The organism is Rhodocyclus tenuis, assembly GCF_014197755.1.
GTDB classification, from domain to species: Bacteria; Pseudomonadota; Gammaproteobacteria; order Burkholderiales; family Rhodocyclaceae; genus Rhodocyclus; species Rhodocyclus tenuis.
Genome location: NZ_JACIGE010000009.1, coordinates 96812 through 121842 on the forward strand (window position 1 = coordinate 96812; position 25031 = coordinate 121842).

The 25031-nt window shown below is 64.6% G+C and carries 22 protein-coding genes; 7 read left to right on the forward strand and 15 right to left on the reverse strand.

The annotated features are described in order from the left end of the window. Positions 1 to 15: 15 nt before the first annotated feature. From GGD90_RS12440 to GGD90_RS12460, 5 genes are all read left to right on the forward strand, one after another. A complete protein-coding gene (locus tag GGD90_RS12440) occupies positions 16 to 864 on the forward strand; it encodes an SPOR domain-containing protein (protein ID WP_153117268.1) in 849 nt (282 codons plus the stop codon). Beyond that, positions 861 to 1352 (forward strand): CvpA family protein, encoded by a 492-nt coding sequence (locus tag GGD90_RS12445; RefSeq protein WP_153117267.1) that lies wholly within the window; start codon positions 861 to 863, stop codon positions 1350 to 1352. Before GGD90_RS12440 ends, GGD90_RS12445 begins: the two co-directional genes overlap by 4 nt. A gap of 11 nt (positions 1353 to 1363) precedes the next feature. Next, a complete protein-coding gene (gene purF, locus GGD90_RS12450) occupies positions 1364 to 2893 on the forward strand; it encodes an amidophosphoribosyltransferase (RefSeq protein WP_153117266.1) in 1530 nt (509 codons plus the stop codon). Beyond that, the gene (locus tag GGD90_RS12455) at positions 2893 to 4074 is read left to right on the forward strand and encodes an O-succinylhomoserine sulfhydrylase (protein ID WP_153117265.1); all 1182 of its coding nucleotides are present in this window, start codon (positions 2893 to 2895) and stop codon (positions 4072 to 4074) included. The genes purF and GGD90_RS12455 overlap by 1 nt, the downstream gene beginning before the upstream one ends. 214 nt (positions 4075 to 4288) lie before the next feature. Further along, a complete protein-coding gene (locus tag GGD90_RS12460) occupies positions 4289 to 5578 on the forward strand; it encodes a DEAD/DEAH box helicase (RefSeq protein WP_153117264.1) in 1290 nt (429 codons plus the stop codon). Positions 5579 to 5636: 58 nt separating this feature from the next. Here the strand turns inward: GGD90_RS12460 and recQ are convergent, their stop codons facing one another. From recQ to GGD90_RS12500, 8 genes are all read right to left on the reverse strand, one after another. Next, positions 5637 to 7481: a DNA helicase RecQ gene (gene recQ, locus GGD90_RS12465; RefSeq protein ID WP_153117263.1), complete on the reverse strand. Its 1845-nt coding sequence runs from the start codon at positions 7479 to 7481 to the stop codon at positions 5637 to 5639. A 2-nt stretch (positions 7482 to 7483) separates the two neighbouring features. Beyond that, positions 7484 to 8440 (reverse strand): TerC family protein, encoded by a 957-nt coding sequence (locus GGD90_RS12470; RefSeq protein ID WP_153117262.1) that lies wholly within the window; start codon positions 8438 to 8440, stop codon positions 7484 to 7486. Between the two features lie 10 nt (positions 8441 to 8450). After that, positions 8451 to 8702, reverse strand: coding sequence for a hypothetical protein (locus GGD90_RS12475; RefSeq protein WP_153117261.1), 252 nt, complete (start codon positions 8700 to 8702; stop codon positions 8451 to 8453). 303 nt (positions 8703 to 9005) lie between these two features. Continuing rightward, positions 9006 to 9755 (reverse strand): UDP-2,3-diacylglucosamine diphosphatase, encoded by a 750-nt coding sequence (locus GGD90_RS12480; protein WP_153117260.1) that lies wholly within the window; start codon positions 9753 to 9755, stop codon positions 9006 to 9008. A 40-nt stretch (positions 9756 to 9795) separates the two neighbouring features. Beyond that, positions 9796 to 10287, reverse strand: coding sequence for a peptidylprolyl isomerase (locus GGD90_RS12485; protein WP_153117259.1), 492 nt, complete (start codon positions 10285 to 10287; stop codon positions 9796 to 9798). A 10-nt stretch (positions 10288 to 10297) separates the two neighbouring features. Next, on the reverse strand, positions 10298 to 10855 hold the full coding sequence (locus GGD90_RS12490; protein ID WP_153117258.1) for a peptidylprolyl isomerase: 558 nt from the start codon (positions 10853 to 10855) through the stop codon (positions 10298 to 10300). Beyond that, on the reverse strand, positions 10855 to 12075 hold the full coding sequence (locus tag GGD90_RS12495) for a L,D-transpeptidase family protein (protein WP_153117257.1): 1221 nt from the start codon (positions 12073 to 12075) through the stop codon (positions 10855 to 10857). Before GGD90_RS12495 ends, GGD90_RS12490 begins: the two co-directional genes overlap by 1 nt. Beyond that, positions 12075 to 13208: a nuclear transport factor 2 family protein gene (locus tag GGD90_RS12500; RefSeq protein ID WP_153117256.1), complete on the reverse strand. Its 1134-nt coding sequence runs from the start codon at positions 13206 to 13208 to the stop codon at positions 12075 to 12077. The genes GGD90_RS12495 and GGD90_RS12500 overlap by 1 nt, the downstream gene beginning before the upstream one ends. 279 nt (positions 13209 to 13487) lie before the next feature. Between GGD90_RS12500 and cysS the strand changes: the two genes are divergently transcribed. Beyond that, a complete protein-coding gene (cysS, locus tag GGD90_RS12505; protein WP_153117255.1) occupies positions 13488 to 14885 on the forward strand; it encodes a cysteine--tRNA ligase in 1398 nt (465 codons plus the stop codon). 17 nt (positions 14886 to 14902) lie between these two features. On the opposite strand, the gene GGD90_RS12510 is transcribed toward cysS, so the two are convergent. The 4 genes from GGD90_RS12510 to grpE all read right to left on the reverse strand — a co-directional run bounded on the left by GGD90_RS12510 (position 14903) and on the right by grpE (position 19941). Continuing rightward, positions 14903 to 16057 carry an ABC transporter substrate-binding protein gene (locus GGD90_RS12510; RefSeq protein WP_228273768.1) on the reverse strand — a complete coding sequence of 385 codons (1155 nt, stop codon included), beginning with the start codon at positions 16055 to 16057 and terminating at the stop codon, positions 14903 to 14905. Positions 16058 to 16206: 149 nt separating this feature from the next. Continuing rightward, entirely contained in the window at positions 16207 to 17337 is a 1131-nt protein-coding gene (gene dnaJ / locus GGD90_RS12515; RefSeq protein WP_153117254.1) for a molecular chaperone DnaJ, read from the reverse strand. Between the two features lie 62 nt (positions 17338 to 17399). Beyond that, the gene (gene dnaK / locus GGD90_RS12520) at positions 17400 to 19319 is read right to left on the reverse strand and encodes a molecular chaperone DnaK (RefSeq protein ID WP_153117253.1); all 1920 of its coding nucleotides are present in this window, start codon (positions 19317 to 19319) and stop codon (positions 17400 to 17402) included. A 76-nt stretch (positions 19320 to 19395) separates the two neighbouring features. Then, positions 19396 to 19941, reverse strand: coding sequence for a nucleotide exchange factor GrpE (gene grpE / locus GGD90_RS12525; protein WP_153117252.1), 546 nt, complete (start codon positions 19939 to 19941; stop codon positions 19396 to 19398). 307 nt (positions 19942 to 20248) lie between these two features. Here grpE and GGD90_RS12530 point away from each other — a divergent pair, with 307 nt between their 5' ends. Further along, positions 20249 to 21598: a protein kinase domain-containing protein gene (locus GGD90_RS12530; protein ID WP_153117251.1), complete on the forward strand. Its 1350-nt coding sequence runs from the start codon at positions 20249 to 20251 to the stop codon at positions 21596 to 21598. Between the two features lie 98 nt (positions 21599 to 21696). Here the strand turns inward: GGD90_RS12530 and GGD90_RS12535 are convergent, their stop codons facing one another. The 3 genes from GGD90_RS12535 to trxC all read right to left on the reverse strand — a co-directional run bounded on the left by GGD90_RS12535 (position 21697) and on the right by trxC (position 24993). After that, the gene (locus GGD90_RS12535; protein ID WP_153117250.1) at positions 21697 to 23307 is read right to left on the reverse strand and encodes a methyl-accepting chemotaxis protein; all 1611 of its coding nucleotides are present in this window, start codon (positions 23305 to 23307) and stop codon (positions 21697 to 21699) included. A 68-nt stretch (positions 23308 to 23375) separates the two neighbouring features. After that, the gene (locus GGD90_RS12540) at positions 23376 to 24479 is read right to left on the reverse strand and encodes a VCBS repeat-containing protein (RefSeq protein ID WP_153117249.1); all 1104 of its coding nucleotides are present in this window, start codon (positions 24477 to 24479) and stop codon (positions 23376 to 23378) included. A 76-nt stretch (positions 24480 to 24555) separates the two neighbouring features. After that, positions 24556 to 24993, reverse strand: a complete 438-nt coding sequence (gene trxC / locus GGD90_RS12545) for a thioredoxin TrxC (RefSeq protein ID WP_153117248.1) — start codon at positions 24991 to 24993, stop codon at positions 24556 to 24558. Positions 24994 to 25031: the final 38 nt, after the last annotated feature.

Sequence of the window (25031 nt, forward strand, 5' to 3'; positions counted from 1 at the left end):
AACTTTTCGCCACCCATGACCGACACTTCCGACGCGCAACTTCCGCTCAAAAAGCGGGCCCGTCGGCGCCTCGTCGGCGCCGTTGCCTTCGCCGGTCTGGCCGCCTTCGTCCTGCCGATGGTGATGGACGAAGAGCCCAAGGTGCCGGCGCAGGACGTGCAGATCCGCATTCCCTCGCTCGATCAGCCGGCATTCGAACCCGGCAAGCTGGCAGCATCACCGGCAACGAAGGCGGCGCCTGCGGCGAGTCCGGCGCAGCCCGAGCTGAGGTCGCCGCCGGCGCCGCTACCCGCGCCGATTCCGGCGTCTCCGCCTGAAGTGGTCAAACCCGCCGTTGCCGAGAAGGCAGCGGCGAAGCCCGTCGAAAAGCCCGTCGAGAAAGCCGCCGAGAAGCCGGTCGCCAAGCCCGAAGCAGCAGCCGAAAAAACGGCGGCACGCCCGTCAGCCAAGGAGCCGGCTAAGGAAACCGCGAAAGAAGGCGTCAAGGACGCCGGGAAAGACACCGCAAAAGCGAACGCGCGCGCCACGGACAAAGCAGCGGAAAAAGCCGCCGAGAAACCAACCGACGACGCGCGCCGCGCGGCGGCGATTCTCGGCGACAAGGCCGCGCCGGCGGCTTCGTCCGCGGCGGCGAGCGCGCACGTCGTCCTCATCGGCGCCTTCGCCAACCCGGCCAACGTCAAGCAGTTGCAGAGCAAGCTCGGCGAGATCGGTGTCAAGACCTACACCGAGCCGCTCGAGTCGCCGCAGGGCCTGAAGACGCGTTTGCGTGCCGGTCCGTTCAATAACCGCGATGCCGCCGAGAAGGCGCTGGAACGGATGAAGCGGATTGGCGTCAACGGAGTGGTCGCCGCCAAGCAATGACGGTTTTCGACTACGTAATTCTCGGCATTCTCATCGCTTCGGCGGCGCTCGGCCTGTGGCGGGGCGTCGTCGGTGAAGTCATTGCCCTAGCCGGCTGGATTCTCGGTTTTTTTGCGGCGAAAGCGTGGGGCGGCGAAGCCGCGACGCTGCTGTTCACGTCGATTGCCGATCCGGCGCTGCGACTGGTCGCCGGCTGGGTAGCGGTTTTCGTCGTGACGATCCTGTTGCTGGCCTTGGCCAGACTGGCGGTACAGGGTCTGCTCAAGGCGCTCGGGCTGTCGATCACCGATCGACTGCTTGGCGTCATTTTTGGCGTCGCGCGTGGTCTGCTGATCGTGCTGGCGCTGGTGGCGATCGGCGGCATGACCTCGCTGCCGAAAGAACGCTGGTGGCACGAGGCGGCGCTGTCGCCGCCACTGGAAACTGCGGTACTCGCCGCGCGCCCCTGGTTACCGGCGGACGCGGCTAAACGAATTCGATTCAGGTAAGGAAAGACACTATGTGCGGGATTCTCGGGGTTGTTGCAACCACGCCGGTCAATCAACTGCTCTATGACGGACTGATGGTCCTGCAGCATCGCGGTCAGGACGCTGCCGGCATCGCCACGGCCGAGGGCAACACCTTCCATTTGCACAAGGGGCCGGGGCTGGTGCGCGACGTTTTCCGCACGCGCAACATGCGTGCCTTGCCCGGCGAAATGGGCATCGCCCACTGCCGCTACCCGACCGCCGGTTCGGCGTGGAATTTCGCCGAGGCGCAGCCGTTCTACGTGAACTCTCCGTTCGGCATCATGCTCGCGCACAACGGCAACCTGACCAACACGGTCGAGTTGAAGGAGCAGATGTACCGGCAGGACCTCCGCCACATCAACACCAACTCCGATTCGGAAGTGCTGCTCAACGTGCTTGCGCACGAGTTGCAGGGCGTCGCCAGCGGCTGCCGTCTCGACCTCGACACTATCTTCGCCGCTGTCGCCGGCGTGCATCGCCGCTGCCGCGGCGCTTACGCGGTGGTCGCCATGATCGCCGGCTACGGCCTGCTCGCTTTCCGCGACCCCTATGGCATCCGGCCGCTGGTGATCGGCGTCAATGAAACGCCGGAGGGCGACGAATACCTGCTGTCGTCGGAGTCGGTCGCGCTCGACACGCTCAATTTCCGCGTGCTGCGCGACGTCGAGCCCGGCGAAGCGATCTTCATCGACCTGCGCCGGCAACTGCACGCGCGGCAGTGCGCGGTCAAGCCGCAGCACGCCTCGTGCATTTTCGAGTATGTCTATCTGGCGCGCCCGGATTCGGTGATCGACGGCGTATCGGTTTACGAGACGCGCCTGCGCATGGGCGAATACCTTGCCGACAAGGTGGCGCAGCGCATTCCGGTCGACGAGATCGATCTGGTCATTCCGATTCCCGATTCGAGCCGTCCGTCGGCGATGCAACTGGCACAGCGGCTCGGCATCCCGTACCGCGAAGGCTTCGTCAAGAACCGCTACATCGGTCGTACCTTCATCATGCCCGGCCAGTCGACGCGCAAGAAGTCGGTGCGGCAGAAGCTCAACACCGTCGGCCAGGAGTTCAAGGGGAAGCGCGTGCTGCTGGTCGACGACTCGATCGTGCGCGGCACGACCAGCCGCGAGATCGTCGACATGGCGCGCGCTGCCGGCGCGCTGAAAGTGTATTTTGCTTCGGCGGCGCCGCCGGTGCGCTTCCCCAACGTGTACGGCATCGACATGCCGACGCGTGCCGAACTGATCGCCACCGGTCGCAGCGACGAGGAAATCGCGCGCGAGATCGGTGCTGACGCGCTCGTCTATCAGGACCTCGACGCGCTGAAGGCCTCGATCAGCGACCTCAATCCGCAGATGCGGCGTTTCGACTGTTCGTGTTTCGACGGCATCTACGTCACCGGCGACGTGTCACCCGAATACCTCGACGAAATCGAGACGGCGCGTGGCGGCAAGCCGAAGCCGGTGATCGAGGACACGGCGGCACCGCAGATGCAGCTTGATCTGATGTCCGCGGAGCAGGCCTGATGAGCGACGGCGACAAGTTGCAGGCGCAAACGCTGGCAGTGCGCGCCGGGCAGGTGCGCAGCCAGTTCAATGAGCACGCCGAGGCGCTTTATCTCACCTCGAGTTTCGTCTTCGAAAACGCGGCGCAGGCGGCGGCGCGTTTCTCCGGCGATGAGGCCGGCAACGTCTATTCGCGCTTCACCAATCCCACCGTCTCGGTCTTCCAGGAACGTCTGGCGGCGCTTGAAGGCGCCGAAGCCTGCGTCGCCACCGCCTCGGGCATGTCGGCAATCCTCTCGCTGGTGATGGCGCTGTGCAGCAAGGGCGATCACATCGTTGCCTCGTCCGGTGTGTTCGGCGCGACGCAGCAGTTGCTCGGCGGCATCATGCCGCGCTTCGGCATCGACTCGAGCTTCGTCGGGCAGAGCGAACTTGCCGAGTGGGCAGCGGCGATCCGGCCGGAAACGAAGCTGCTGTTCGTCGAGACGCCGTCGAATCCGCTCACCGCCATCGCTGACATCGCCGCGCTGGCCGAACTCGCGCACGCGCATGGCGCGCTGCTGGTGGTCGATAACTGCTTCTGCACGCCGATCCTGCAACAGCCGCTGATGCTCGGCGCCGATCTCGTCGTGCATTCGGCGACCAAGTATCTCGACGGCCAGGGACGCGTGCTCGGCGGCGCCGTCGTCGGCCCGAAGGCGCTGGTCGACGAGGTGTACAAGTTCCTGCGCACGGCCGGCCCCTCGCTGTCGCCGTTCAACGCCTGGGTGCTGCAGAAGGGGCTGGAGACGCTGGCCATCCGCATGCAGGCGCAGTCGGCCGGTGCGCTGGAACTGGCGCGCTGGCTGGAAGCGCAGCCGCGTGTCGAGCGTGTCTACTACCCGGGCCTGCCCTCGCATCCGCAGCATGAGCTGGCGATGCGCCAGCAGCGCAGCGGCGGAGCGGTGGTGTCGTTCGAGGTGTGCGGCGGGCGCAGCGAGGCATGGACGGTGGTCGACCACTGCCGTCTGCTCTCGATTACCGCCAACCTTGGCGACGTCAAGACGACGCTGACGCATCCGGCGACGACGACGCACGGTCGCCTGTCGGCCGAGCAGCGTGCCGCTGCCGGCATCGGCGAGGGCTTGCTGCGCGTCGCCGTCGGTCTGGAGGCGGTCGTTGATCTGCAGAACGATCTGGCGCGGGGCCTCGCGCTGATCTGAGTGCCGCCGCCGGAGTGCCGGCGGCGTGCGTGTTACAATCGCCGTTCCTCGCGATGCCGCCCTTGGCAGGGCCATCGTTCCGCTGCGCCAGACGTGGACATATACCGCACGTCTATCCCCTCGCCGCGCGGCCTTTAGCTTTCACCATCCCTTCGCCCGCATTGCCGGAGCGCTTGCGCGCTCGCGACGACGCGAAGGTCAGGAGTCCTTTCCAATGCAATTTACCGATCTGGGCCTGTTGCCCGAGATTCTGTCGGCCGTCGCCGCGCAGGGTTACACCAAGCCGACGCCGATCCAGGCGCAGGCCATTCCCGTTGTTCTTTCCGGTCGCGACCTGATGGCCGGCGCGCAGACCGGCACCGGCAAGACCGCCGGCTTCACCCTGCCGATCCTGCAACGCCTGGCGTCGACGCATAAAGGCGGCACGCCGCGCATCCGCGCGCTGATCCTGACGCCGACGCGCGAGCTGGCGGCGCAGGTTGAAGAGAGCGTGCGCACCTACGGCGCCGGCCTGCCGCTGAAGTCGATGGTGATGTTCGGCGGTGTCGGCATCAACCCACAGATCGCCGCGCTGCGCCGCGGTGTCGATATCCTCGTCGCCACACCGGGACGTCTGCTCGACCACGCGCAGCAGAAGACCGTTGACCTGTCGTCTGTCGAAATCCTCGTCCTCGACGAGGCTGACCGCATGCTCGACATGGGCTTCATCCACGACATTCGCCGCGTGCTGGCGCTGTTGCCAAAGAAGCGGCAGAACCTGCTGTTCTCGGCGACTTTCTCCGACGACATCCGCACGCTCGCCGGCGGCCTGCTCAACGATCCGCTGCACGTCGAAGCCGAGCGGCGCAACACCGCTTCCGGCCTCGTCGATCAGCGCGTCTTCCTGGTCGACCGCGAGCGCAAGCGCGATCTGCTCGTCGATCTGATCCGCGCCAACAACTGGCCACAGGTGCTGGTGTTTACGCGTACCAAGTGGGGCGCCAATGCGCTTGCCGAAAAGCTGCAGAAGGCCGGCATCGAGGCTGACGCGATCCACGGCAACAAGAGCCAGAACGCTCGCACGCGCGCGCTCTCGGGCTTCAAGGACGGCCGCCTGCACGTGCTGGTGGCGACCGATATCGCGGCGCGCGGCATCGACATCGACGAACTGCCGCATGTCGTCAATTTCGAGCTGCCGAGTGTCGCCGAAGATTACGTGCACCGCATCGGTCGCACCGGTCGCGCCGGTTGTCCGGGCGAGGCGGTATCGCTGGTCTGTGTCGACGAACACAAGCTGCTGCACGACATCGAGCGTCTGCTCGGGCGCGAGATCGAACAATTGATCCAGCCCGGCTACGAGCCCGATCCGCGTATTCGCGCCGAGCCGATCCAGATGCGCTCGAGCGCGCCGCGTGGCGGTGCCAGCCGGGGCGGCGCAGGGCGTTCCGGCCAGCCGGCGCGCGGCCGCGCACCGGCGCCGCGTCCTGCCGGCGGCGCGCCGCGTAGCGGCAGCCGCCACCGTTAGTCAGGCGCGCTTTGCAAGGAACGGCTGCCGGAGCTGCGCCGCGGCGCCGTTGTCGTGATCAGCGCAGCGGATGCCGGGCAACGAGGGTGAGCACGTCGGCGCCGTAGCGTTCGGCCTTGGCAACGCCGATGCCGGGTACATCGAGCAGCGCTTCGGCGTCGGCCGGGCGCAGCAGCGCCAGTTCGCGCAGGCTGCGGTCGTGCAGGATCACATAGGCGGGAACGCCTTGTTCCTTGGCTTTTTCGGCGCGCCAGACGCGCAGCACCTGGATCAGCGGATCGTCGCTGTCGAAACCGGCAGCGCTGCCGCTGCTGCGCCGTTCCTTGCTGCCGCCCGCTTTCTTGCGCGGTCGCGGCCGGCGCAGGCGCAACTCGGCTTCGCCGCGCAGGATCGGCCGCGCGTTCTCGCTGAGCACCAGCGCGCCGTAGGCGCTGGCGTCGGCTTCGAGCAGGCCGGCGGCGAGCAACTGGCGGAAGATCGAGCGCCAGCCCGACTCGTCGATGTCGGCACCGACGCCGAAAGTCGGCAGCGCGTCGTGTCCGTACTGCGTCATTTTCTCGGTTTTCTTGCCGCGCAGCAGGTCGATCAGGTGGCCGGCGCCGAAGCGCTGGCCGGTGCGCAGCGCCGCCGACATCGCCTTGCGCGCGGCGACGGTGGCGTCCCACAGCTCGGGCGGGTCGAGACAGACGTCGCAGTTACCACAGGGCTCGGCGGCTTCGCCGAAATAGTTGAGCAGTGTCACGCGCCGGCACTGCGCGCTTTCGCAGAAGCCGAGCATGGCTTCGAGCTTCTGCCGCTCGACGCGCTTCTGCTCGTCGCCCGACGGCGATTCGTCGATGCGCTGGCGATGGATCACCACGTCGTTGAGGCCGTAGGTCATCCAAGCCTCGGCGGCCTCGCCGTCGCGGCCGGCACGGCCGGTTTCCTGATAGTAGGCTTCCAGCGTCTTCGGCAGGTCGAGGTGGGCGACGAAGCGTACGTCGGGCTTGTCGATACCCATGCCGAAGGCGATCGTCGCCACCATGACGATGCCGTCCTCGCGCAGGAAGCGCTGCTGGTGGCGTTGTCGCGTTGCCGCGTCGAGGCCGGCGTGGTAGGGGAGGGCGGCGACGCCCTGCGTACCCAGCCATTCGGCGGTTTCGTCGACCTTTTTCCGCGACAGGCAGTAGACGATGCCGGCCTCGCCGCGCCGGCCGGCGAGGAAGTCGAGCAGCTGCCGGCGCGGGTTGTCGCGCTCGACGATGGTGTAGCGGATGTTTGGCCGGTCGAAACTTGAGACGAAGATGCGCGCGCTGTCGAGGCCGAGACGGACGACGATTTCCTCGCGCGTCAGCGCGTCGGCGGTGGCGGTGAGCGCGATGCGCGGCGTCTGCGGGTAGCGCTCGTGCAGGCGCGACAGCTGGATGTACTCAGGGCGGAAATCATGTCCCCACTGCGACACGCAGTGCGCCTCGTCGATCGCGAACAGCGCCAGCTGCCCGCGTTCGACCAGCGCGTCGAGCAGACCGATGAAGCGCTCGGTCAAGAGGCGTTCGGGGGCGACGTAGACGAGGTCGAGTTCGCCGCGCAGCAGTCGCCGCTCGGTGTCGACGACGGCGTCGAAGTCGAGCGATGAGTTGAGGAAAGCCGCGCGCACGCCGGCCTGCAGCAGCGCATCGACCTGATCCTGCATCAGCGCGATCAGCGGCGAGACGACGACGCCGACGCCGTCGCGCAGCAGCGCCGGGATCTGGTAGCAGAGCGACTTGCCGCCGCCGGTCGGCATCAGCACCAGCGCGTCGCCGCCACGCACGACATGGTCGATGATTTCGCCCTGTCGGTCGCGGAAGGCGCCGTAGCCGAAGACGCGTTGCAGTATTTCCTGTGCCGGCGAGCGTGCATCGCCGACGGGTTCAGCCGGCATGTTCATCCCTTGGGCGTCGCTGGCGGCCGCAACAGCGACAGCGCGATGGCGCTGGCGATGATCACGGCGACGACGCCGAGCGACAGGAATACCGGGATGTGCAGCCAGCCGGCGAGCAGCATCTTGCTGCCGATGAAGACGAGCACCACCGCCAGCCCATACTTGAGCAGGTGGAAGCGCTCGGCCATGTCGGCGAGCAGGAAGTAGAGCGCGCGCAGGCCGAGCACGGCGAAGATGTTCGATGTCATGACGATGAATGGATCGAGCGTGATCGCAAAGATCGCCGGGATCGAATCGACGGCGAAAATGACGTCGGTGACGCCGATCAGGATGACGATGACGAACAGCGGCGTGAACACCCGTTTGCCGTTTTCGTTTAGCCACAGGCGGTCGCCGTGGAATCCTGGCGTGATCGCGAGATGGCCGCGCATCCAGCGCAGGATGGGATTCTTCTCGAGATCCGGCTCGTGGTCGGCGAGGAACAGCATCTTGCCGCCGGTGAACAGCAGGAAGGCGCCGAAGACGTAGAGCAGCCAGCTGAAGCGCGTGACCAGCCAGGCGCCGACGAGGATCATCAGTGCGCGCAGCACGACGGCGCCGATGACGCCGAGGATCAGCGCGCGCTTCTGCTGTGCCGGCGGCACGGCGAAGGCGTTGAACAGCATCAGGAAGACGAAGATGTTGTCGACCGACAGCGATTTCTCGATCAGGTAGCCGGTGAGGAACTCGGTTGCCTTGAGGTTGGCGAGCTCGCGGCCAGCGCTGTAGTCGAGCCATAGCCAGAGGCCGGCGTTGAAGAGCAGCGCCAGGCCGACCCACAGGGCCGACCATGTCAGCGCTTCACGCACACCGACGACATGCGCACCGCGCCGGTCGAGGCTGACGAGATCGACGAAGATGGCGACGACGACGAAAACGGCGAAGCCTGCCCACATCCAGCCATTGGCAATTTCGGTCATGGTTGCGCGCTCAGTGACGTGGCCAGCTGCCGTTGGCCGATGCGCCACTGTCCTCGCGGCGGTATTCGCCGTCGAAGACGCGACCGGCCGATTGGCTGGCAGCAGTGCGCGCCGCTGCGGCGTTCAAGGGGCGCAGTTGCGCTCCACCGGCGCTGCGCCGCAGTGCGGCGACGAGCAGTGGCAGCATGCGCGCAAGCAGGCGCAGCACTTGCGTGAATAGCAGCTGGCGCAGGCGGGAGGAAAACAGGTTGGCGATAGTCATGAGGCGGCTCCTTGGCGATGAGAGGTCAAACGCGCACCTTCGCCGGCGCCGGTCGTCAACGAAAAAAGACCTTTGCCGAGTCGGCAAAGGTCTCGCTTGCGGAAGAGGATTTTGCGCATCGCCCGGCGACTGCCGTGGCCTGATGCTCCTCTTTCGCCCGCAACACCGGGGAAGCGAACTTCCCGTCTTGACGATGTTGCGATCCAGCTACTCCCCTTTGTGGGATGCGTCGGCGTCAATCTACCCGAACGCAGGTCGCAGGTCAAATCGCGCGGCCACATGCAGGAGGGCGCTGGCCGACGGTCAGGGCAGCGCGTGGCGCGTAAGTGTCTTGCCGTCCCAGCGCAGGTATTCGCCGCGAGCCTCGCTCCAGTCGGCGGTCACCCAGCGTTCGACGCGCTCACCGTCGATCTCGTGCGCGTGCTCGGCCGGCCGGTGCGTATGGCCGTGGATCAGCGTCAGCCGGGCCGGTTCGCTGCGCTGCTCGCGCAGCAGCTGCTCGGCGGCTGCCGTGGTTACGTCCATCAGCTGCGGTGGCTTGTCGCGCTTGACGCTTTCGCTCTGCAGACGCAGTGCGTCGGCGAGTGCCTTGCGCTCGGCCAGCGGTCGGGCGAGGAAATCGGCCTGCCAGGCCGCGTCGCGCACCTGCCGGCGAAAGGCCTGGTAGTCGGTGTCGGCAGCGCACAGCGCATCGCCGTGGGCGAGGACGAGCCGGCTGCCGTCGCGCTCGACTACGCTCGGGTCGGCGAGCAGACGCGCGCCGCTGCGCCGGGCGAAGGTCTCGCCGAGCAGGAAGTCGCGGTTGCCGGGCATGATGCCGAGCTGTCCGCCAGCGTCGCTGAAGGCGCGCAGGGCGGCGACGACCGCGCCATTGCACGGCTCGTCGGCGTCGTCGATGGCGTCATCGCCGGGCCAGGCTTCAAACAGGTCGCCGAGGATGTAAAGCTCGCCGGCGGCACGCGCTTCGTTCGCGAGGAAGGCAAAAAAACGCCCGGCGATACCGGGCGTGCGCATCGACAGGTGCAGGTCGGAAATGAACAGGATGTCGCTCATCGCGTCTGCGCCCGTCGGCTGTTTTACTGGCGTGCGGGTTTCAGCAGACTTCGGCACGTTCGATGATGACGTCCTCCTTCGGCACGTCGTCATGGAAGCCCGAGCGGCCGGTCTTCACCTTGGCGATCTTGTCGACCACCTCGGTGCCTTCGACAACCTTGCCGAAGACACAGTAGCCCCAGCCGCTCGTCGTCTGCGCGCGGTAGTTGAGGAAGTCGTTGTCGGTAGCGTTGATGAAGAACTGAGCGCTGGCCGAGTGCGGGTCCGAGGTGCGCGCCATGGCGATCGTGTAGTGGTCGTTCTTCAAGCCGTTGTCGGCTTCGTTCTTGATCGGCGCGCGCGTTTCCTTCTGCTTCATTCCGGGTTCGAAGCCGCCGCCCTGGATCATGAAACCGTCAATGACGCGGTGGAAGATCGTGCCGTCGTAGTGGCCGGATTCGACGTAGGCGGTGAAATTGGCGGCGCTTTCCGGCGCCTTTTCGGCGTCGAGTTCGATGGCGATGACGCCGAAGTTGGTATGCAGCTTGATCATGAGGATTTCCTTACTTTTTCTCGGGGAGGATTTTTGCCGAACGGATGACGACGTCTTCCTTCGGCACGTCTTGATAGAGGGTCTTTACCTGCGCGATGCGATCGACGACCTCGCGCCCTTCGATCACGCGGCCGAAAACGCAGTAGCCCCAGCCGCTGGCTGTCGGCGAGCGGTGATTGAGGAAATCGTTGTCGGCAACGTTGATGAAAAACTGCGCGGTGGCTGACTGCGGATCGCTGGTGCGCGCCATGGCGATTGTGTAGCGATCGTTCCTCAGTCCGTTGTCGGCTTCGTTCCTGACCGGCGGTCGCGTCGGCTTCTGCTTCAGTCCCGGCTCGAAGCCGCCGCCCTGGACCATGAAGCCGTTGATGACGCGGTGGAAGATCGTTCCGTCGTAGAAGCCCGAGCGCGCGTAGGCGAGGAAGTTGTCGACGGTGGCCGGTGCGCGGGCGGCGTCGAGTTCGACGACGATGCGGCCCTGGCTGGTCTGCAGTTCGACCTGCGGGCCGGCCCAGACGGCGCCGGCAAGCAACAGGCTGCCGGCAAGAGAGATCAGTTTGCGCAACATCAGGCTGCTCCTTCGTGGATGATTTTCCAGGTGCCGTCTTCGCGGATCCAGTACTGGCGCTTGCGCATCTGGTTGCTCAGATTGTTGCTGCGATAGTCCTGATCGAAAGTGACGACGACGAATTCTTCCTTGCCGGGGTTACGGAATACCGACGGGTTGGCGATCTGCACCTTGATCCATTCCTTGCTGGCGTTGACCTGGCGCTTCTGCTGCGCGAACTGTTCAAAGCTCTGATTGCCTGCCTGAAAGCGCTTCGAGTAGTGGCGCAGATAACGTGCGGTATCGCGGCTTTCCCAGTCGTTGCGCCAGTCCTCGATCTGGCGTTTGAGCGCAGTGCGCTCGGCCTGCCAGTCGTCAAGCGACAGCCACTCGACCGAGTCGCTGATGATTACCGGCGTGGTGCCGATCTGCAGGTTTTTGGCCAGTGCCGTCAGGTCGGCGTTGGCGAGAACGACGCAGCCATCGGAGGCTTTCGGCGGTCGCGAATAGGTGTCCGACGGCGTTCCGTGCAGCCAGATGCCGTGTCCGCCACGCCCCTGGCGCCGGTCCCATTCGTTCGGATAGTCGAGCGGATAGGCGGCGGTACCGTAAAGGTCGCCAAGTTTCTGCGTCGGCAGACTCGAGGTGACGCGATAGACGCCGATCGGCGTGCGCTTGTCGCCTTCGCGCATTTTGTCGGTGCCGAGCTTGCCGTGCGTGATGTAGTAGTCGGCGACGAAACGTGGCCGGCCGCCGTTGCTGGTGTCGTTCTGGTACAGGTAAAGGCGCGATTTTTTGGTGTCGATGACCACCGCGTACTTCTGGTCGGCGGGCATCTGCAGCAGATAGCGCGGTATCTGATTGGCCGTCGGCTTGTCGCGGTAGGCGCGCAGTCGGGCGACCGCTTCCTCGCGCAGGTCGTTGAGGCGGTCCTGCGGCGCATTGGTGGCGGCGCCGAAGCTGCTGATCGGCTTGCCGCGGGCGAGCAGCAGATCGCCCTTGATCAGGTTGGCCAGACGGAAGTTCGGGTACTGGCGGAGCAAGGCCTCGGTTTTCTGCAGCGCGGCGTCGAGGCGATTGGCTTCGATTTCGTCGAGAATGCGCTTGAGCTGGGCTTCCGGGCCGGCTTCGCGCGCCGCATCGGCGGCTTTTTCAGCGGCTGGATCGGCGGCGTGGGCCTGCGGCAATGCGCTCAGTGCACAGGCGCCGAGCAGTGCCAGCGCCAGGAGGAATCGTTGCATCAGCCGACGCGTTCCTGCTGGATCAGCCACTTGGCTCCGGACTTGACGAAGACGACGGTCTTCGTTGTCGAGGACTTGAGCGACGCCGAGCGATAGTGCTGGCGGAAACGGACCGTCGCCTTGTCGCCGCTGATCGACACCTTGATGTCTTCGACGGCGACCTGCAGCTTGCCCGGTTTGTCGATGCGCTGCGCGCGTTCGCTCTCCCATTCCTTGCGCGAGGCGCCGCCGGGCGTCTGGAAGTCGCTGGCGTAGAAGGCGAGGTAGGCCTTGACGTCCTTGCGCGCCCAGGCGGCGGCCCAGCCCTGCAGCGCCCGGCTGACGTCGGCTTCGGCGCTGCTGTCGGCGCTGCGCGCAGGGGTGCCGGCGCCGCTGCCATCGACCGGCTTGACGGTCTTTTCCGGCGCTTTTTCCGGCACCTTGGTGATGGCGGCGGCCGACGCCGGGGCAGCGACCGTGGGTGCTGCGACAACGGGTGCCGCGGCCGCTGGACGTTGCGCTTCGGCTGCCGCCACCTTGACCGGCTCGCTTGCGACCGGGCGGTTGGCGGCGGCGGGCTTGCCACCCGGCTTCGGCGCGGTGCTGATCATCTCGCGGATCAGCGACAGCTTCGACTGCGCGGCGGCGTTTGATGAGTCGATCTGCAGTGCCTTGCCGTAGGCCTGGCTGGCGAGCTTGGCGTAGACGTCGCCGAGGTTTTCGTGCGCGACGGCGTAGCTCGGGTGCGTGCGGATCGCCATTTCGAGCGCGCCGCGTGCCTTGTCGTACTGTTTCTGCTGTGCGTAGAGCACGGCGAGATTGTTATAGGGCTCCGGCAGTTCCGGATAGTCCTCGGTCAGGCGCGAAAAGGTGGCGATGGCATCGGCCGTGCGCCCCATTTCGGTGAGGATCAGGCCGCGCATGAAGCGGCCCTGGGCGTCCTTCGGTCGCGACGACAGGTAGGAATCAACCTTTTCCAGCGCCTGCGGCAGCTGCCCCTGCTTGAGCAAGCGCTGCGCGTCGGGCAGTTCGTCGGCAAGCGCCAGCGGGGCGCCGATCGCCAGACAGAGACCGACGGCGAGCGCGGAAAATTGGGCGGTCAGACGGCTGGAGAGGGAGCGTGCCGGGCGCTGCGTCGGGAAGGCGGGGTGCATCGGTATGGTATGCTTTGCGAGAAGAAAAGCCGGTAAATAGCGGAAAGCGGCTGAAAACAATACTATCGGTGCCGCAGGAAAAGCCTCGGTAACAGCGCTCACTGAGCAATTTCGGGGCAGGCGCGGGCCGCAGATGTTGCTGATGACGATGCCGGATCCGGCGTAAAATCGTCGGCCGAGTGCCTTCCCGAGTCGGCGAATTCTAGCAAGAAGCGCGTCGATTCCCAAGTATTCCCATGCTCCGCACGTGCTGCCGGAGCTCCTCGCGAGTGTTTCAGGATGCTGAAGATTTACAACTCCCTTGCCCGGGAGAAGCAGGATTTCGTGCCGATCGAGCCGGGCGTTGCCCGCATGTACGTTTGTGGCATGACCGTGTACGACTACTGCCATCTGGGCCATGCACGAGTTCTTGTCGTTTTCGATACGGTCAGGCGCTGGTTGCGTGCCAGCGGACTCAACGTCACCTACGTGCGCAACATCACCGACATCGACGACAAGATCATCCGCCGTGCCGCCGAAAACGGCGAATCGATCGGCGAGCTGACGCAGCGCTTCATCGACTTCATGAATGAGGATGCGGCGGCACTGGGCGTCGAGCGCCCTGATTTCGAACCGCGCGCGACCGCCTACGTCGGGCAGATGATCGCACTGATCGCCGAACTCGAAGGCAAGGGACTGGCTTACGTGGCGCCGGACGGCGACGTCAATTTCTCGGTGCGCAGTTTCCCCGGCTACGGCCGCCTCTCGGGCAAGTCGCTCGACGACCTGCGCGCCGGCGAACGCGTTGAAGTGGATAGCGCCAAACGCGATCCGCTCGACTTCGTTCTCTGGAAACGTGCCAAGCCCGGCGAACCGTCGTGGCCTTCACCCTGGGGCGAGGGACGCCCCGGCTGGCATATCGAGTGCTCGGCGATGAGTTCCGATCTGCTCGGCGACCATTTCGACATTCACGGCGGCGGCCAGGACCTGCAGTTTCCGCACCACGAGAACGAGATCGCGCAGTCCGAGGGCGCGCACGGCTGCCAGTTCGTCAATTACTGGATGCATAACGGCTTCGTGCGCATCGACGAAGAAAAGATGTCGAAGTCGCTCGGCAACTTCCTCACTATCCGCGACCTGCTGCAGAAGTACGACGGCGAGGTGGTGCGCTTTTTCATCCTGCGCGCGCATTACCGCAGCCCGCTCAATTACGCCGACACGCATCTCGACGATGCGCGCCAAGGCCTGGCGCGCCTGTACACGGCGCTGCGCGGTCTGCCGCTGACGTCGGAGGCGGCGGCGCCGGACTGGAACGAGGCGCACGCGCAGCGTTTCCGGCAGGCGATGGACGACGACTTCAATACGCCGGGTGCCTGCGCCGTACTCTTCGAACTGGCGGCAGAGGTCAATCGCGGCGGCGTCAACGCCCCGGCGGCGGCGCGGCAACTGCGTGCGCTCGGCGGCGTTCTCGGCCTGCTGGCGCGTGATGCCGAAGCCTTTCTGCAGGCTGCTCCGGTGAGCGGCGAAGCCGCCACGGACGCGCTGACGCCGGCAGCGATCGAGGCGGCCATTGCCGCGCGCGCCGAGGCCAAGCGCGGGCGCGATTTCGCCGCGGCCGACCGCATCCGTGCCGAGCTTCTTGTCGCCGGCGTGGTGCTCGAGGATGGCGCGCAGGGAACGCGCTGGCGCCGTACCTGATCGGGTTTGCGCGGCGGCTAGTGCAACACGCGGCCGCCGCTGCCGATGACGGTGAGGTCGACGAAGGACGAACCCGAATGATCGCTCGCGCTGAAGCTGACACGGTAGCCGCCAAGGTCGTGGTTCTGCATGCTTTCCAGGCTGGCAATCAGCTTTTCGCGGGTGAGATCGCGGCCGCTCTTGCGTAGCCCGTCGAGCAGCGTCTTGCTCATCAGGTACGCTTCGATGCCGTAGTAGGTCGGCTTCTTGTCGCCGGACAGCAGGCGCTGGTACTCGCGAACGGCCGGCGTGGCGTCGTTCCACGGATAGGGCATGACTTGCGCGATGCCGATGCCGCGTGCCTCGGCGCCGAGTTCGCCCACCAGCAGGTCGGCACCGACCGGCGACAGTGCAAAGAACTGCGGGTTCTGCCCGAGTTTCTTCATCAGCCGGACGAATTCGGCGCTCGGTTTGTACAGGGTCACCATCAGCACCACCTGCGGGTTGGCGCGGGCAATCGCTTGCGCCGCCTTGCCGACATCGAGCGAGTTGCGTTCGACCGAGCCCTGCGCTGATGGCGTCAGATTGCGTCTCTTCAGCGCTGCTGTGACGCCGTCGAGCCCCGATTTGCCGAAACCGTCGTTCTGGTAGAACACCGCAATATTGTTCAGGCCGAGCGCGGTCAGATGCTTGACGATGGCTTCGCTTTCGTTGGCGTAGCTGGTGCGCACATTGAACATGTAACGGCTGTTGGTATTTTCCTTCGGCGACTGGCGCAGCGAGTCGGCGCCGGAAATGGTTCCGATCAGCGGCACAGCGGCAGGCCCGAACACTTCGTTCATCGCCGCCGTTGTCGGGCTGCTGCCGTACGAGGCGAGCAGCGCGAAGACCTTCGTCTCGTTGATCAACGTGCGCGTATTGGCGACCGCCCGATCGGTTTCGTAGCCGTCGTCGAGCGCGACCAGTTGCAGCTTGCGTCCGTGAATCCCGCCACTGCTGTTGATCTGCCGGAAGCTGGCCTCGATCACTTCGCGCATTTCCACGCCGTAGGAGCCGTTCGGGCCGGAAAGAGGGGCGGTCATGCCGATGCTGATGCTGTTGTCGCTGACGCCGACCTCAGGCGCGCCGGCAGCGATGGCGTTGCCCAAGCAAAGCATGAGGCTGCTCAGCAGCAGATGGCGGAGCTTCTTCAAGGGCTGTCCTTTACATGCGCGGTCGGGTGAATAAAAAACGGCGGCGCCGTTTTGGCGCCGCCGTGACAATGCCGCTTCAGTTGACGAAAAGCTCACCGAAAGCAGATCTGATTGACGGGTAGGGCCGTTGATACACCGCTCCGCCTTGCTCAACTGGCGGCGAAGAACTCGCGTACCCGGTCCATCCACGACTTGGCGCGCGGGTTGTGGTGGCCCGAATTGGCCCGGCTCGATTCCTCGAGTTCACGCAGCAGTTCCTTCTGGCGCTCGGTCAGATGTACCGGCGTTTCGACGACGACATGGCAGAGCAGATCGCCGTGCGTGTGACTGCGCACGCCCTTGATGCCCTTGCCGCGCAGGCGGAAGACCTTGCCCGACTGCGTCTCGGCCGGGATCTTCAGTTTGGCGACACCGTCGAGCGTCGGGATTTCTATTTCGCCGCCGAGCGCTGCCGTGGTGAAACTGATCGGCATTTCGCAATGCAGATCGTTCTGCTCGCGCTGAAAGACCGAATGCGCCTTCAGATGGATCTGTACGTAGAGGTCGCCGGCAGGGCCACCGTTGATGCCGTGCTCGCCCTCGCCGGAAAGCCGGATGCGATCGCCTTCGTCGACCCCCGCCGGAATCTTCACCGCCAGCGTCTTGTGCTGCTTGACACGGCCGGCGCCCTGGCAATGGCTGCACGGCTCGGGAATGATGCGGCCGGTACCGTGGCACTTGGGGCAGGTCTGCTGGATCGAGAAGAAACCCTGCTGCAGCCGCACCTGGCCGCTGCCCTGACAGGTCGGGCAGGTCTTGGCTTGCGTTCCCGGCTTGGCGCCCGTTCCCTTGCAGGGCTCACAGACTTCCATCGCCGGAATACGGATCTTCGTTTCGGTACCGAAAGCTGCCTGTTCGAGCGAGATTTCGAGGTTGTAGCGCAGATCGGCGCCGCGATAGATGTTCGAACGGCTGCCTCCGCGTCCGCCACCGCCGCCGCCGAATATCTCGTCAAAAATGCCGCCGAAAGCGTCGGAGAAACCGCCCATGCCGGCACCACCCATTCCCGCCTGCGGGTCGACGCCGGCGTGACCGTACTGGTCGTAGGCACCGCGCTTCTGCCCGTCGGAGAGGATTTCGTAGGCTTCCTTGGCCTCCTTGAACTGCTCCTCGGCCTTGGGATTGTCCGGATTGCGATCCGGGTGGTATTTCATGGCCAGCTTGCGGTAGGCCTTCTTGATCTCGTCTTCGCCGGCATCGCGGTTGATGCCGAGAATTTCGTAGTAGTCGCGTTTAGCCATTGGTATTCGGATGAGCGGAGGCGGAGGGCGGAATTATACGTCCCGACCTCCGCCGACCGGTCTTACTTCTTGTCTTTGACTTCGGTGAACTCGGCGTCGACGACATCGCTGTCGTCCTTCTTCGCTTCCCCGCCTGCGGCCTGGGCTTCGCCCGACTCCGCCTGCTGCTTGGCATAGACCTTCTCGCCGAGCTTCTGCGCCGCCGTGGCGAGCGCTTCGCTCTTCGCCTTGAGCGTGTCGAGGTCGCCATTGCGGATCGCGTCTTCGGCGTCCTTGATCGCGGCTTCGATCGCTACCTTTTCGTCTTCGGCGAGTTCGGCGCCGAATTCGCCCAGCGACTTCTTCACCATGTGAATGGTCGCGTCGCACTGGTTGCGCGCGTCGGCGAGTTCGCGCGCCTTGCGGTCGTCTTCGGCGTGCAGTTCGGCATCCTTGACCATGCGCTGGACTTCTTCTTCGGACAGGCCGCTCGATGCCTGGATCTTGATCTTGTTTTCCTTGCCGGTGGCCTTGTCCTTGGCCGAGACGTGCAGGATGCCGTTGGCGTCGATGTCGAACGTCACCTCGATCTGCGGCATGCCGCGCGGTGCCGGCGGGATGTCGGTCAGGTTGAACTGGCCGAGGCTCTTGTTGCCCGAGGCGATTTCACGCTCACCCTGCAGCACGTGGATCGTCACCGCGTTCTGGTTGTCGTCGGCGGTCGAGAAGACCTGGCTGGCCTTGGTCGGGATCGTCGTGTTCTTCTGGATCAGCTTGGTCATGACGCTGCCCAGTGTTTCGATGCCGAGCGACAGCGGCGTCACGTCGAGCAGCAGCACGTCCTTGACCTCGCCCTGCAGCACGCCGCCCTGGATCGCGGCGCCAACGGCGACGGCTTCATCCGGGTTCACGTCCTTGCGCGGATCCTGGCCGAAGAATTCCTTCACCTTGTCCTGCACCTTCGGCATGCGCGTCTGGCCGCCGACAAGGATCACGTCGTCGATGTCGGTGATCTTCAGGCCGGCATCCTTGAGCGCGGTACGGCACGGCGCGATGGTACGTTCGATCAGTTCATCGACCAGCGACTCGAACTTGGCGCGCGTGATCTTCAGCGCCAGATGCTTCGGGCCGGAGGCGTCGGCGGTGATGTAGGGCAGGTTGACTTCGGTCTGCTGACCCGAGGACAGCTCGATCTTTGCCTTTTCTGCGGCTTCCTTCAGGCGCTGCAGCGCGAGCACGTCGTTCTTCAGATTGACGCCGGATTCCTTCTTGAATTCGTCGATGATGTAGTCGATCAGGCGCTGGTCGAAGTCTTCGCCGCCGAGGAATGTGTCGCCGTTGGTGGAGAGCACTTCGAACTGGTGCTCGCCATCGACTTCGGCGATCTCGATGATCGAGACGTCGAAGGTGCCGCCGCCGAGGTCATAGACGGCGATTTTCTTGTCGCCCTGCTTCTTGTCCATGCCGAAGGCGAGCGCGGCCGCCGTCGGCTCGTTGATGATGCGCTTGACTTCGAGGCCGGCAATGCGGCCGGCGTCCTTGGTCGCCTGACGCTGGCTGTCGTTGAAGTAGGCGGGAACGGTGATGACCGCCTCGGTGACTTCCTCGCCGAGGTAGTCTTCGGCGGTCTTCTTCATCTTGCGCAGCACCTCGGCCGATACCTGTTGCGGTGCGGTACGCGTGCCGCGCACTTCGACCCAGGCGTCGTTGTTGTCGGCCTTGACGATCTTGTAGGGCATCAGCGAGATGTCCTTCTGCACTTCCTTTTCGTCGAAGCGGCGGCCGATCAGGCGCTTCACCGCGAACAGCGTGTTCTTCGGGTTGGTGACGGCCTGACGCTTGGCCGGTGCGCCGCAGAGGATTTCGCCGTCGTCGGCGTATGCGACGATCGACGGCGTGGTGCGCGCGCCTTCCGAGTTTTCGATGACCTTCGGCTTGCCGCCTTCCATGATGGCGACGCAGGAGTTGGTGGTGCCGAGGTCGATGCCGATGATCTTGCCCATGTTCAGAATCCTTTCCGTGTATTCGTTATCGGTAGCATTACCGCTGGTAGCGCAGATGAGGCTGCCGGCGTTTATTTCAAGACTTGGCGCGCGAAACGATGACCAGCGCCGGGCGCAGCACGCGCTCGCCGATCAGGTAGCCCTTTTGCAGCACGGTGATCACCGTGTTCGGCTCCTGCTCCGATTCGAGCATGCTGATCGCCTGATGGCGGTGCGGATCGAACTTCTCGCCGACCGGATCGATCGTGGTGAGTCCGGATTTCTCGAAAGCGGCGCTCAGCTGGCGCAAGGTCAGTTCGCTGCCTTCCTTGAGACTTTCGACGCTCGGCGTATCGATGGCGAGCGCGGCTTCGAGGCTGTCGCGAACGGCGAGCAGTTCGCCGGCAAATTTCTCGATCGCATAGCGCGAAGCCTTGGCGATGTCTTCCTGTGCGCGGCGGCGGACGTTCTCGGTCTCGGCCTTGGCGCGCAGCCAGGCATCGTGATGCTCTTCGGCCTTCAGTTCGGCCTGACGGATCGCCTCTTCGAGGTTGGGAGTCGTGTCCGTTGCGGCGGGGCCGGCGGGCGCTGCCGCGTTCTCTTCTGCGGGGGTGTTGGGGTCTTGCGTGTCGCTTGCGTGCATGGTCGGCGGTCTCCAGAAAAACCTTGCCCATATTGGGGTGTTGCGGCGGCTTTCAAGATGGCGGCGCGCAGCTTTTTTTCACGGCTGTTCATCGTTGCCGGAAAGCCTGGTTATTTGCCGCATTGACGCCGGCTCTGCTGATCTACCGGCGGCGCTTCAGTCAGGCGGCATGCGTGCGGCAGTTTGCGGTTAAAATTTCTGCGGACCTTGGCTGCCATAGCCTTTGGTGAGTGCCTGCGCAAAGTTGCGGATCGCTGGCACGCGATGAACGTCTGCGCAGCACGGGTGTCGGGAGTACGGTGTCGGCATGATCGAAAAAATCGGCAGGTACGAAATCATCCGGCCGCTCGGCAAGGGCGCGACGGCGATTGTCTATCTCGCCCGTGATCCCGAGGACGGGCGTGAAGTGGCGATCAAGCTGGTCCGCTTCGGCCAGGAGAATGCGGCGATGTCGCGCCGCCTGCTCAAGCTTTTCCAGACCGAGGATTCAGTCGGCAGGCGCCTCAATCATCCGAACATCGTCAGGATTTACGACGCGGTGATCGAGGCCGAGCAGGCTTATATCGTGATGGAGTTCGTCGACGGGCAAGCGCTCGACAAGTTCTGTTCGATCGACAAGCTGCTGCCGATGTACCGCGTCATCGGCATCATCTTCAAATGCTGCCTGGCGCTTGATCATGCCTTCCGTCAGGGCGTCGTGCATCGCGACATCAAGCCGGCGAACATCCTGATTGACGCCGACGACAATCCGAAGATCACCGATTTTGGTCTGGCACTGAATCTGCAGAAGGATATCGGCAAGGACTCGACCTTCATCATGGGCGTCGGCTCGCCGGCGTACATGTCGCCCGAGCAGATCAAGAACTATCCGCTCAACCAGAAGACCGACCTCTATTCGCTCGGCGTGCTGCTCTTCCAGCTGCTTACCGGGCGTCTACCGTTTCGCGCCAACAACCCGGCAACCTTGGTGTACAAGATCATCAACATGGACGCGCCCTCGGTCTGCGCGCTCAATCCCGGACTGCCGGCGGGACTCGATCCGATCGTGAAAAAGGCGCTGGAAAAGGATCTCTACAACCGCTATCGCAATGGCGCCGAGTTCGCCAAGGATCTGTCGACGGTTCGCTATCAGATGCTCGAGGAGGACGACAGCGAGCGCGATGCCGAGCACTTTGCGCGTCTGCGCGGACTGGCCTTCTTCACCGAATTCGAGGACATCGAGTTGTGGGAGATCCTGCGCATCAGTGTCTGGCGCGAGATTGCCGAGAAGGTGCTGTTGCTCGCCGAGGGCGAAAACGGGCGCCGCTTCGGCGTCATCGTCGACGGCTTTGTCGAGTTGTCGAGTGGCGGCCGCGCCATCGGTCGGCTCGGTGCGGGCGAGGTCGTTGGCGAGGAGAGTCTGCTGGCGCCGGGCGAACCGCTGCGCCACCTGAGCGTGGTGACGCTGGAGCCGACCTTGTTTCTCGACATCAACAGTGCGGCGCTCGAACTCGCTTCCGAAGAGTTGCAGGAGCGTTTCCACAAGGTGCTGCTGGCAAAGTCGCTGGCGCGGCTGCGCAATGCCGAACAGGCGCTGGCCAAACTTGGCCAGCCGGCAGTGCAGGGCCGTAACCCTGCCAGCGAGGCTGGCCTCAGCGCTGCGCTCGAACTGCTCTAGGTCTCTGCGCCGGCGAGCTGCTTGCTCCGCTTGGCAGGCGAGAAAAAGGCGCCGCAGACTCGCGGCGCCCGTTTCTCGGTGACCGGGATGCCTCGCGCCTAGACCTTGAAGCGACCGACGGTCGATTGCAGTCCTTCGGCCAGCGCTTCGAGCGACTGCGCTGCTGCTGCCGTTTTCTCGACCGAAAGGTTGTTTTGCCGCGCCATGTCGGCAATCGACTCGATACCCTCGGCGACCTGTCCGGAGACACGACGCTGCTCCTCGGTTGCCGCGGCGATGGCGTCAAGGCCGCGCCCGACCTCGGCGACCGAGCCGTTGGTGGCACTGATGATTTCGGCGACGCTGTCGACCGTCTTCTGGCTGGAGGCGATGTGCTCGAGGCCGTCGCCGATGGCTCGTCTGACGGCAACCGATTGCGACGACAGCGTTTCGGTGATGCGGTCGATTTCGTTGGCCGACTGTGCCGATTTTTCGGCCAGCTTGCGCACTTCGTCGGCGACAACGGCAAAGCCGCGACCCGCCTCGCCGGCGCGCGCGGCCTCGATCGCTGCATTCAGCGCGAGCAGGTTGGTCTGTTCGGCGATGCCCTTGACCTCCTGCGTCATCTTGTTGATGGCCTCGGTGCTCTGCACGAAATTGCCGACCGAGTCGGCCATCATCGTCACTGCATGCTTGACGTCGCCCATTTCGGCGAGCAGCTGTTTCAGGCTGCGGTCGCCTTCTTCGGCACGGTGCAGGCTTTCCTGCGACTGGTGATTGACGTGGTCGGCGTTTTCGGAAATCGAGGCGATGCTGCTCACCAGATTTTCGACAGCCGTGGCGGCCTGGATCGATTTCTCGCTCTGCTGATGCGAGCCGGATTCGACATCGCGCGAGGCATGCACCAGTTCCTGCGCGCGTGAGGACACCTGTGCCGCCGAATTGCTGACCTGGCGGACGAGTCCGTTGAAGTTCTCCATCATCTCGTTGAAGATCGTCGAGGTCTGCCCGATCTCGTCCTGCCCCTTGACCGGCAGGCGTCGCGTCAGGTCGCCTTCGCCGCGCGCGATATCCTGCAGCCCGTCCTTGAGCGCGTCGAGCGGTTTGGTGACGAAGCTGCGCGTCAGGAAGTAGATGACGAAGAGCAGCAGCAGGCAGACGCCGGCGGCGGCAATGGCGATCTTCAGACGGAAGGCTGCGACCTCCTTGTCGACCGACTCGAGCGAGATCTTCATGCTGACGATGCCAAGCTGCGTTCCTTCGGGAACGAGATGGCACATGATGCAGTTCTTGCCGAGGTAGTTCGACGATGCGCGCACCGGATTGACGATGCGCAGCACATCGCTGTCGCCATCGCGGATGACTTCGGAGTAGGCGATGCCGTCCTTGAGGATGCGCTTTTCGAGTTCGTCGGGTTCGCGGGTGGCTTTGGTGTCGGGACCGAAGCGGTCGATGACGGCCTGGCCGCGGCCGACGAAGATTTCCTTGATCACCGACAGCTGCTTGATCTGGTCGAGGAAGATGTCACGGTCGCCAATGGTGCCGGTGATCATCATGCCGGTCAGTCCGGCCAGCGTCATTTCGTGAATGCTCTTGGAAAAGTCCTCAGCCTGACGGATCGCCGTTTCGCGATTGACCTGGCTTTCCCAGGCAATCATGACGCTCCAGACGACGACGAGCACACACCAGATCGCAGCGGTCAGCCGGACCCATATCTTCCAGTTCTTCATTACCGACGACTCCCTGGGGGCGGTTTTGGAAAGTATGAGGAACGGCGCACGCCCCTCGCCGGGCCCTTTCAGACAGTCAGATCAATTTGCTGGATTGTGCCAGCCTTGCCGTCTTCCCGCAAAAAAACGCTGCTTGAGCGAATCTGGCCGAGCAGTTCGTTGTTGGCATCCTTGAGCGCAAACGGGGTGCTGATCTGGGCGAGGCTGATGGCGCCAACGCCGGCCTCGCGCAGGGTGGAGAGGCGGTCGCCATTGTCGTCACGGCTCCATACCCGCAATTGCTCGTAAGCCACGTCGTTTTCGTCGATCCAGCCGTTGTGGTCGCTGTCTAGCTTTGCCAGTTCGCCGAAACCATTGCCGGTGGTGCCGCCGAACAGTTCGCTGCCGTTGTTGATGCGCCCGTCAGCGTTCCTGTCGAGCGCCAGGAAGCCGCTGCCGGGAGCGACGAAGTTGATGCTTTCGCTCTCGCCGTCGGCGTTCAGATCGAAGGCAAAACGTTGGCTGGACAGTTGTGCCGCGTTGCCGTCGAAGTTGACCACCAGCGGATCCTGGGTGCGCCGCGTATCGCCCATGCGTAGGCTGGTCGTCGAGCTTTCCTGGTAGCTGCGTGACATCGAGAGCGACAGCGAGAACGCGATTTCCTTGCCGTCGGCGGTGCGGACGATGCCGCTGGCCGAGAGCTGGGTCTGCTCGATTTCCGAGTACGTCTCGGTACGATCATAGGCGACGCCCCCGCCGCCGTTTGCCGGCGCGTTGCCGGAGCCTGAACTGCTGCCGCTAGCGGCGGTTGTGGCCGTGGGGCTGCCATCACTGGCGGCATCGGGCGTTGATGTCGTCGTGCCGCGCGACAGATCGCGTGCATCAAACACCCGCGGCTCGCGTCCGGTGAGAAAAACCAGCAGCTGGCGGATCAGGCGCAGATTCGGATCATTCTCTGAGGCGTCCAGCGCGTCTTCGAGGGCGCTGCTGGATTGGGTACTGGCGGCCCTGCCTTGGGCCGATAGTTTTACCGGGTCGTTGGCCGGCGCAGCCGAGGCAGCCGATGCGGCACCTTCGTCGCTGCCCCGCGTTTGGCGCGGGCCCCGCCAGCTGCGCAAGGATTCAGTGATCTCGTGGCGCTGCTCGCTGAAGTGGGTGGACTTCAACTGCAGCGCGGCGCTGGCGATTTTCATGGCGACCTCCGGAAATATGGGCTTTCTTAACCATATTTAACGGCGGCCCCGTCGGCGACTTGAGCCTTCGCTTGCTTCAGTGCTGGTTGCGTGCCCAGCGAACGATGCTGGCGCTATCGAGGGCGCCTGATTGCCGCGCGATCTCCCGACCGTCGCGAAACAGTATCAGCGTCGGAATGCTGCGGATGGCGAAGCGGCCGGCGATCTCCGGCAGCGCCTCGGTGTCGAGTTTGGCCAGACGGAAGTCCGGCTCGAGCTCGGCTGCCGCCGTCGCGAACGCCGGTGCCATGCTGCGGCACGGCGCGCACCAGGGCGCCCAGAAATCGACGAGAACCGGCAATTCGCTACGGCCGATGTGCCGGTCGACGTTGCTGGCGTCCAGATCAAACGGCTTGCCGGCAAACAGCGGCCGATGACAGCCGCCGCAGCTTGGCGCGGCAGCGAGGCGTGCGCGGGGCAGGCGATTGACCGCTGCGCAGTGCGGACAGACGAGATGTAACGAATGTTGCGGCATGGGGCAGCTCCCGACGGTGAGCAGACGTATATCGGGGC

Bases quoted from the DNA above. Each gene is read 5' to 3' on its own strand.
- GGD90_RS12460 (WP_153117264.1), top strand. From the start codon at position 4,289: ATGCAATTTACCGATCTGGGCCTGTTGCCCGAGATTCTGTCGGCCGTC.
- GGD90_RS12535 (WP_153117250.1), bottom strand. From the start codon at position 23,307: ATGAAGAACTGGAAGATATGGGTCCGGCTGACCGCTGCGATCTGGTGT.
- GGD90_RS12495 (WP_153117257.1), bottom strand. From the start codon at position 12,075: ATGCAACGATTCCTCCTGGCGCTGGCACTGCTCGGCGCCTGTGCACTG.
- GGD90_RS12485 (WP_153117259.1), bottom strand. From the start codon at position 10,287: ATGATCAAGCTGCATACCAACTTCGGCGTCATCGCCATCGAACTCGAC.
- GGD90_RS12455 (WP_153117265.1), top strand. From the start codon at position 2,893: ATGAGCGACGGCGACAAGTTGCAGGCGCAAACGCTGGCAGTGCGCGCC.
- dnaJ (WP_153117254.1), bottom strand. From the start codon at position 17,337: ATGGCTAAACGCGACTACTACGAAATTCTCGGCATCAACCGCGATGCC.
- GGD90_RS12490 (WP_153117258.1), bottom strand. From the start codon at position 10,855: ATGTTGCGCAAACTGATCTCTCTTGCCGGCAGCCTGTTGCTTGCCGGC.
- dnaK (WP_153117253.1), bottom strand. From the start codon at position 19,319: ATGGGCAAGATCATCGGCATCGACCTCGGCACCACCAACTCCTGCGTC.
- GGD90_RS12530 (WP_153117251.1), top strand. From the start codon at position 20,249: ATGATCGAAAAAATCGGCAGGTACGAAATCATCCGGCCGCTCGGCAAG.
- recQ (WP_153117263.1), bottom strand. From the start codon at position 7,481: ATGCCGGCTGAACCCGTCGGCGATGCACGCTCGCCGGCACAGGAAATA.
- GGD90_RS12475 (WP_153117261.1), bottom strand. From the start codon at position 8,702: ATGACTATCGCCAACCTGTTTTCCTCCCGCCTGCGCCAGCTGCTATTC.
- GGD90_RS12540 (WP_153117249.1), bottom strand. From the start codon at position 24,479: ATGAAAATCGCCAGCGCCGCGCTGCAGTTGAAGTCCACCCACTTCAGC.
- GGD90_RS12440 (WP_153117268.1), top strand. From the start codon at position 16: ATGACCGACACTTCCGACGCGCAACTTCCGCTCAAAAAGCGGGCCCGT.
- GGD90_RS12445 (WP_153117267.1), top strand. From the start codon at position 861: ATGACGGTTTTCGACTACGTAATTCTCGGCATTCTCATCGCTTCGGCG.
- purF (WP_153117266.1), top strand. From the start codon at position 1,364: ATGTGCGGGATTCTCGGGGTTGTTGCAACCACGCCGGTCAATCAACTG.
- GGD90_RS12500 (WP_153117256.1), bottom strand. From the start codon at position 13,208: ATGCACCCCGCCTTCCCGACGCAGCGCCCGGCACGCTCCCTCTCCAGC.
- GGD90_RS12480 (WP_153117260.1), bottom strand. From the start codon at position 9,755: ATGAGCGACATCCTGTTCATTTCCGACCTGCACCTGTCGATGCGCACG.
- trxC (WP_153117248.1), bottom strand. From the start codon at position 24,993: ATGCCGCAACATTCGTTACATCTCGTCTGTCCGCACTGCGCAGCGGTC.
- grpE (WP_153117252.1), bottom strand. From the start codon at position 19,941: ATGCACGCAAGCGACACGCAAGACCCCAACACCCCCGCAGAAGAGAAC.
- GGD90_RS12470 (WP_153117262.1), bottom strand. From the start codon at position 8,440: ATGACCGAAATTGCCAATGGCTGGATGTGGGCAGGCTTCGCCGTTTTC.
- cysS (WP_153117255.1), top strand. From the start codon at position 13,488: ATGCTGAAGATTTACAACTCCCTTGCCCGGGAGAAGCAGGATTTCGTG.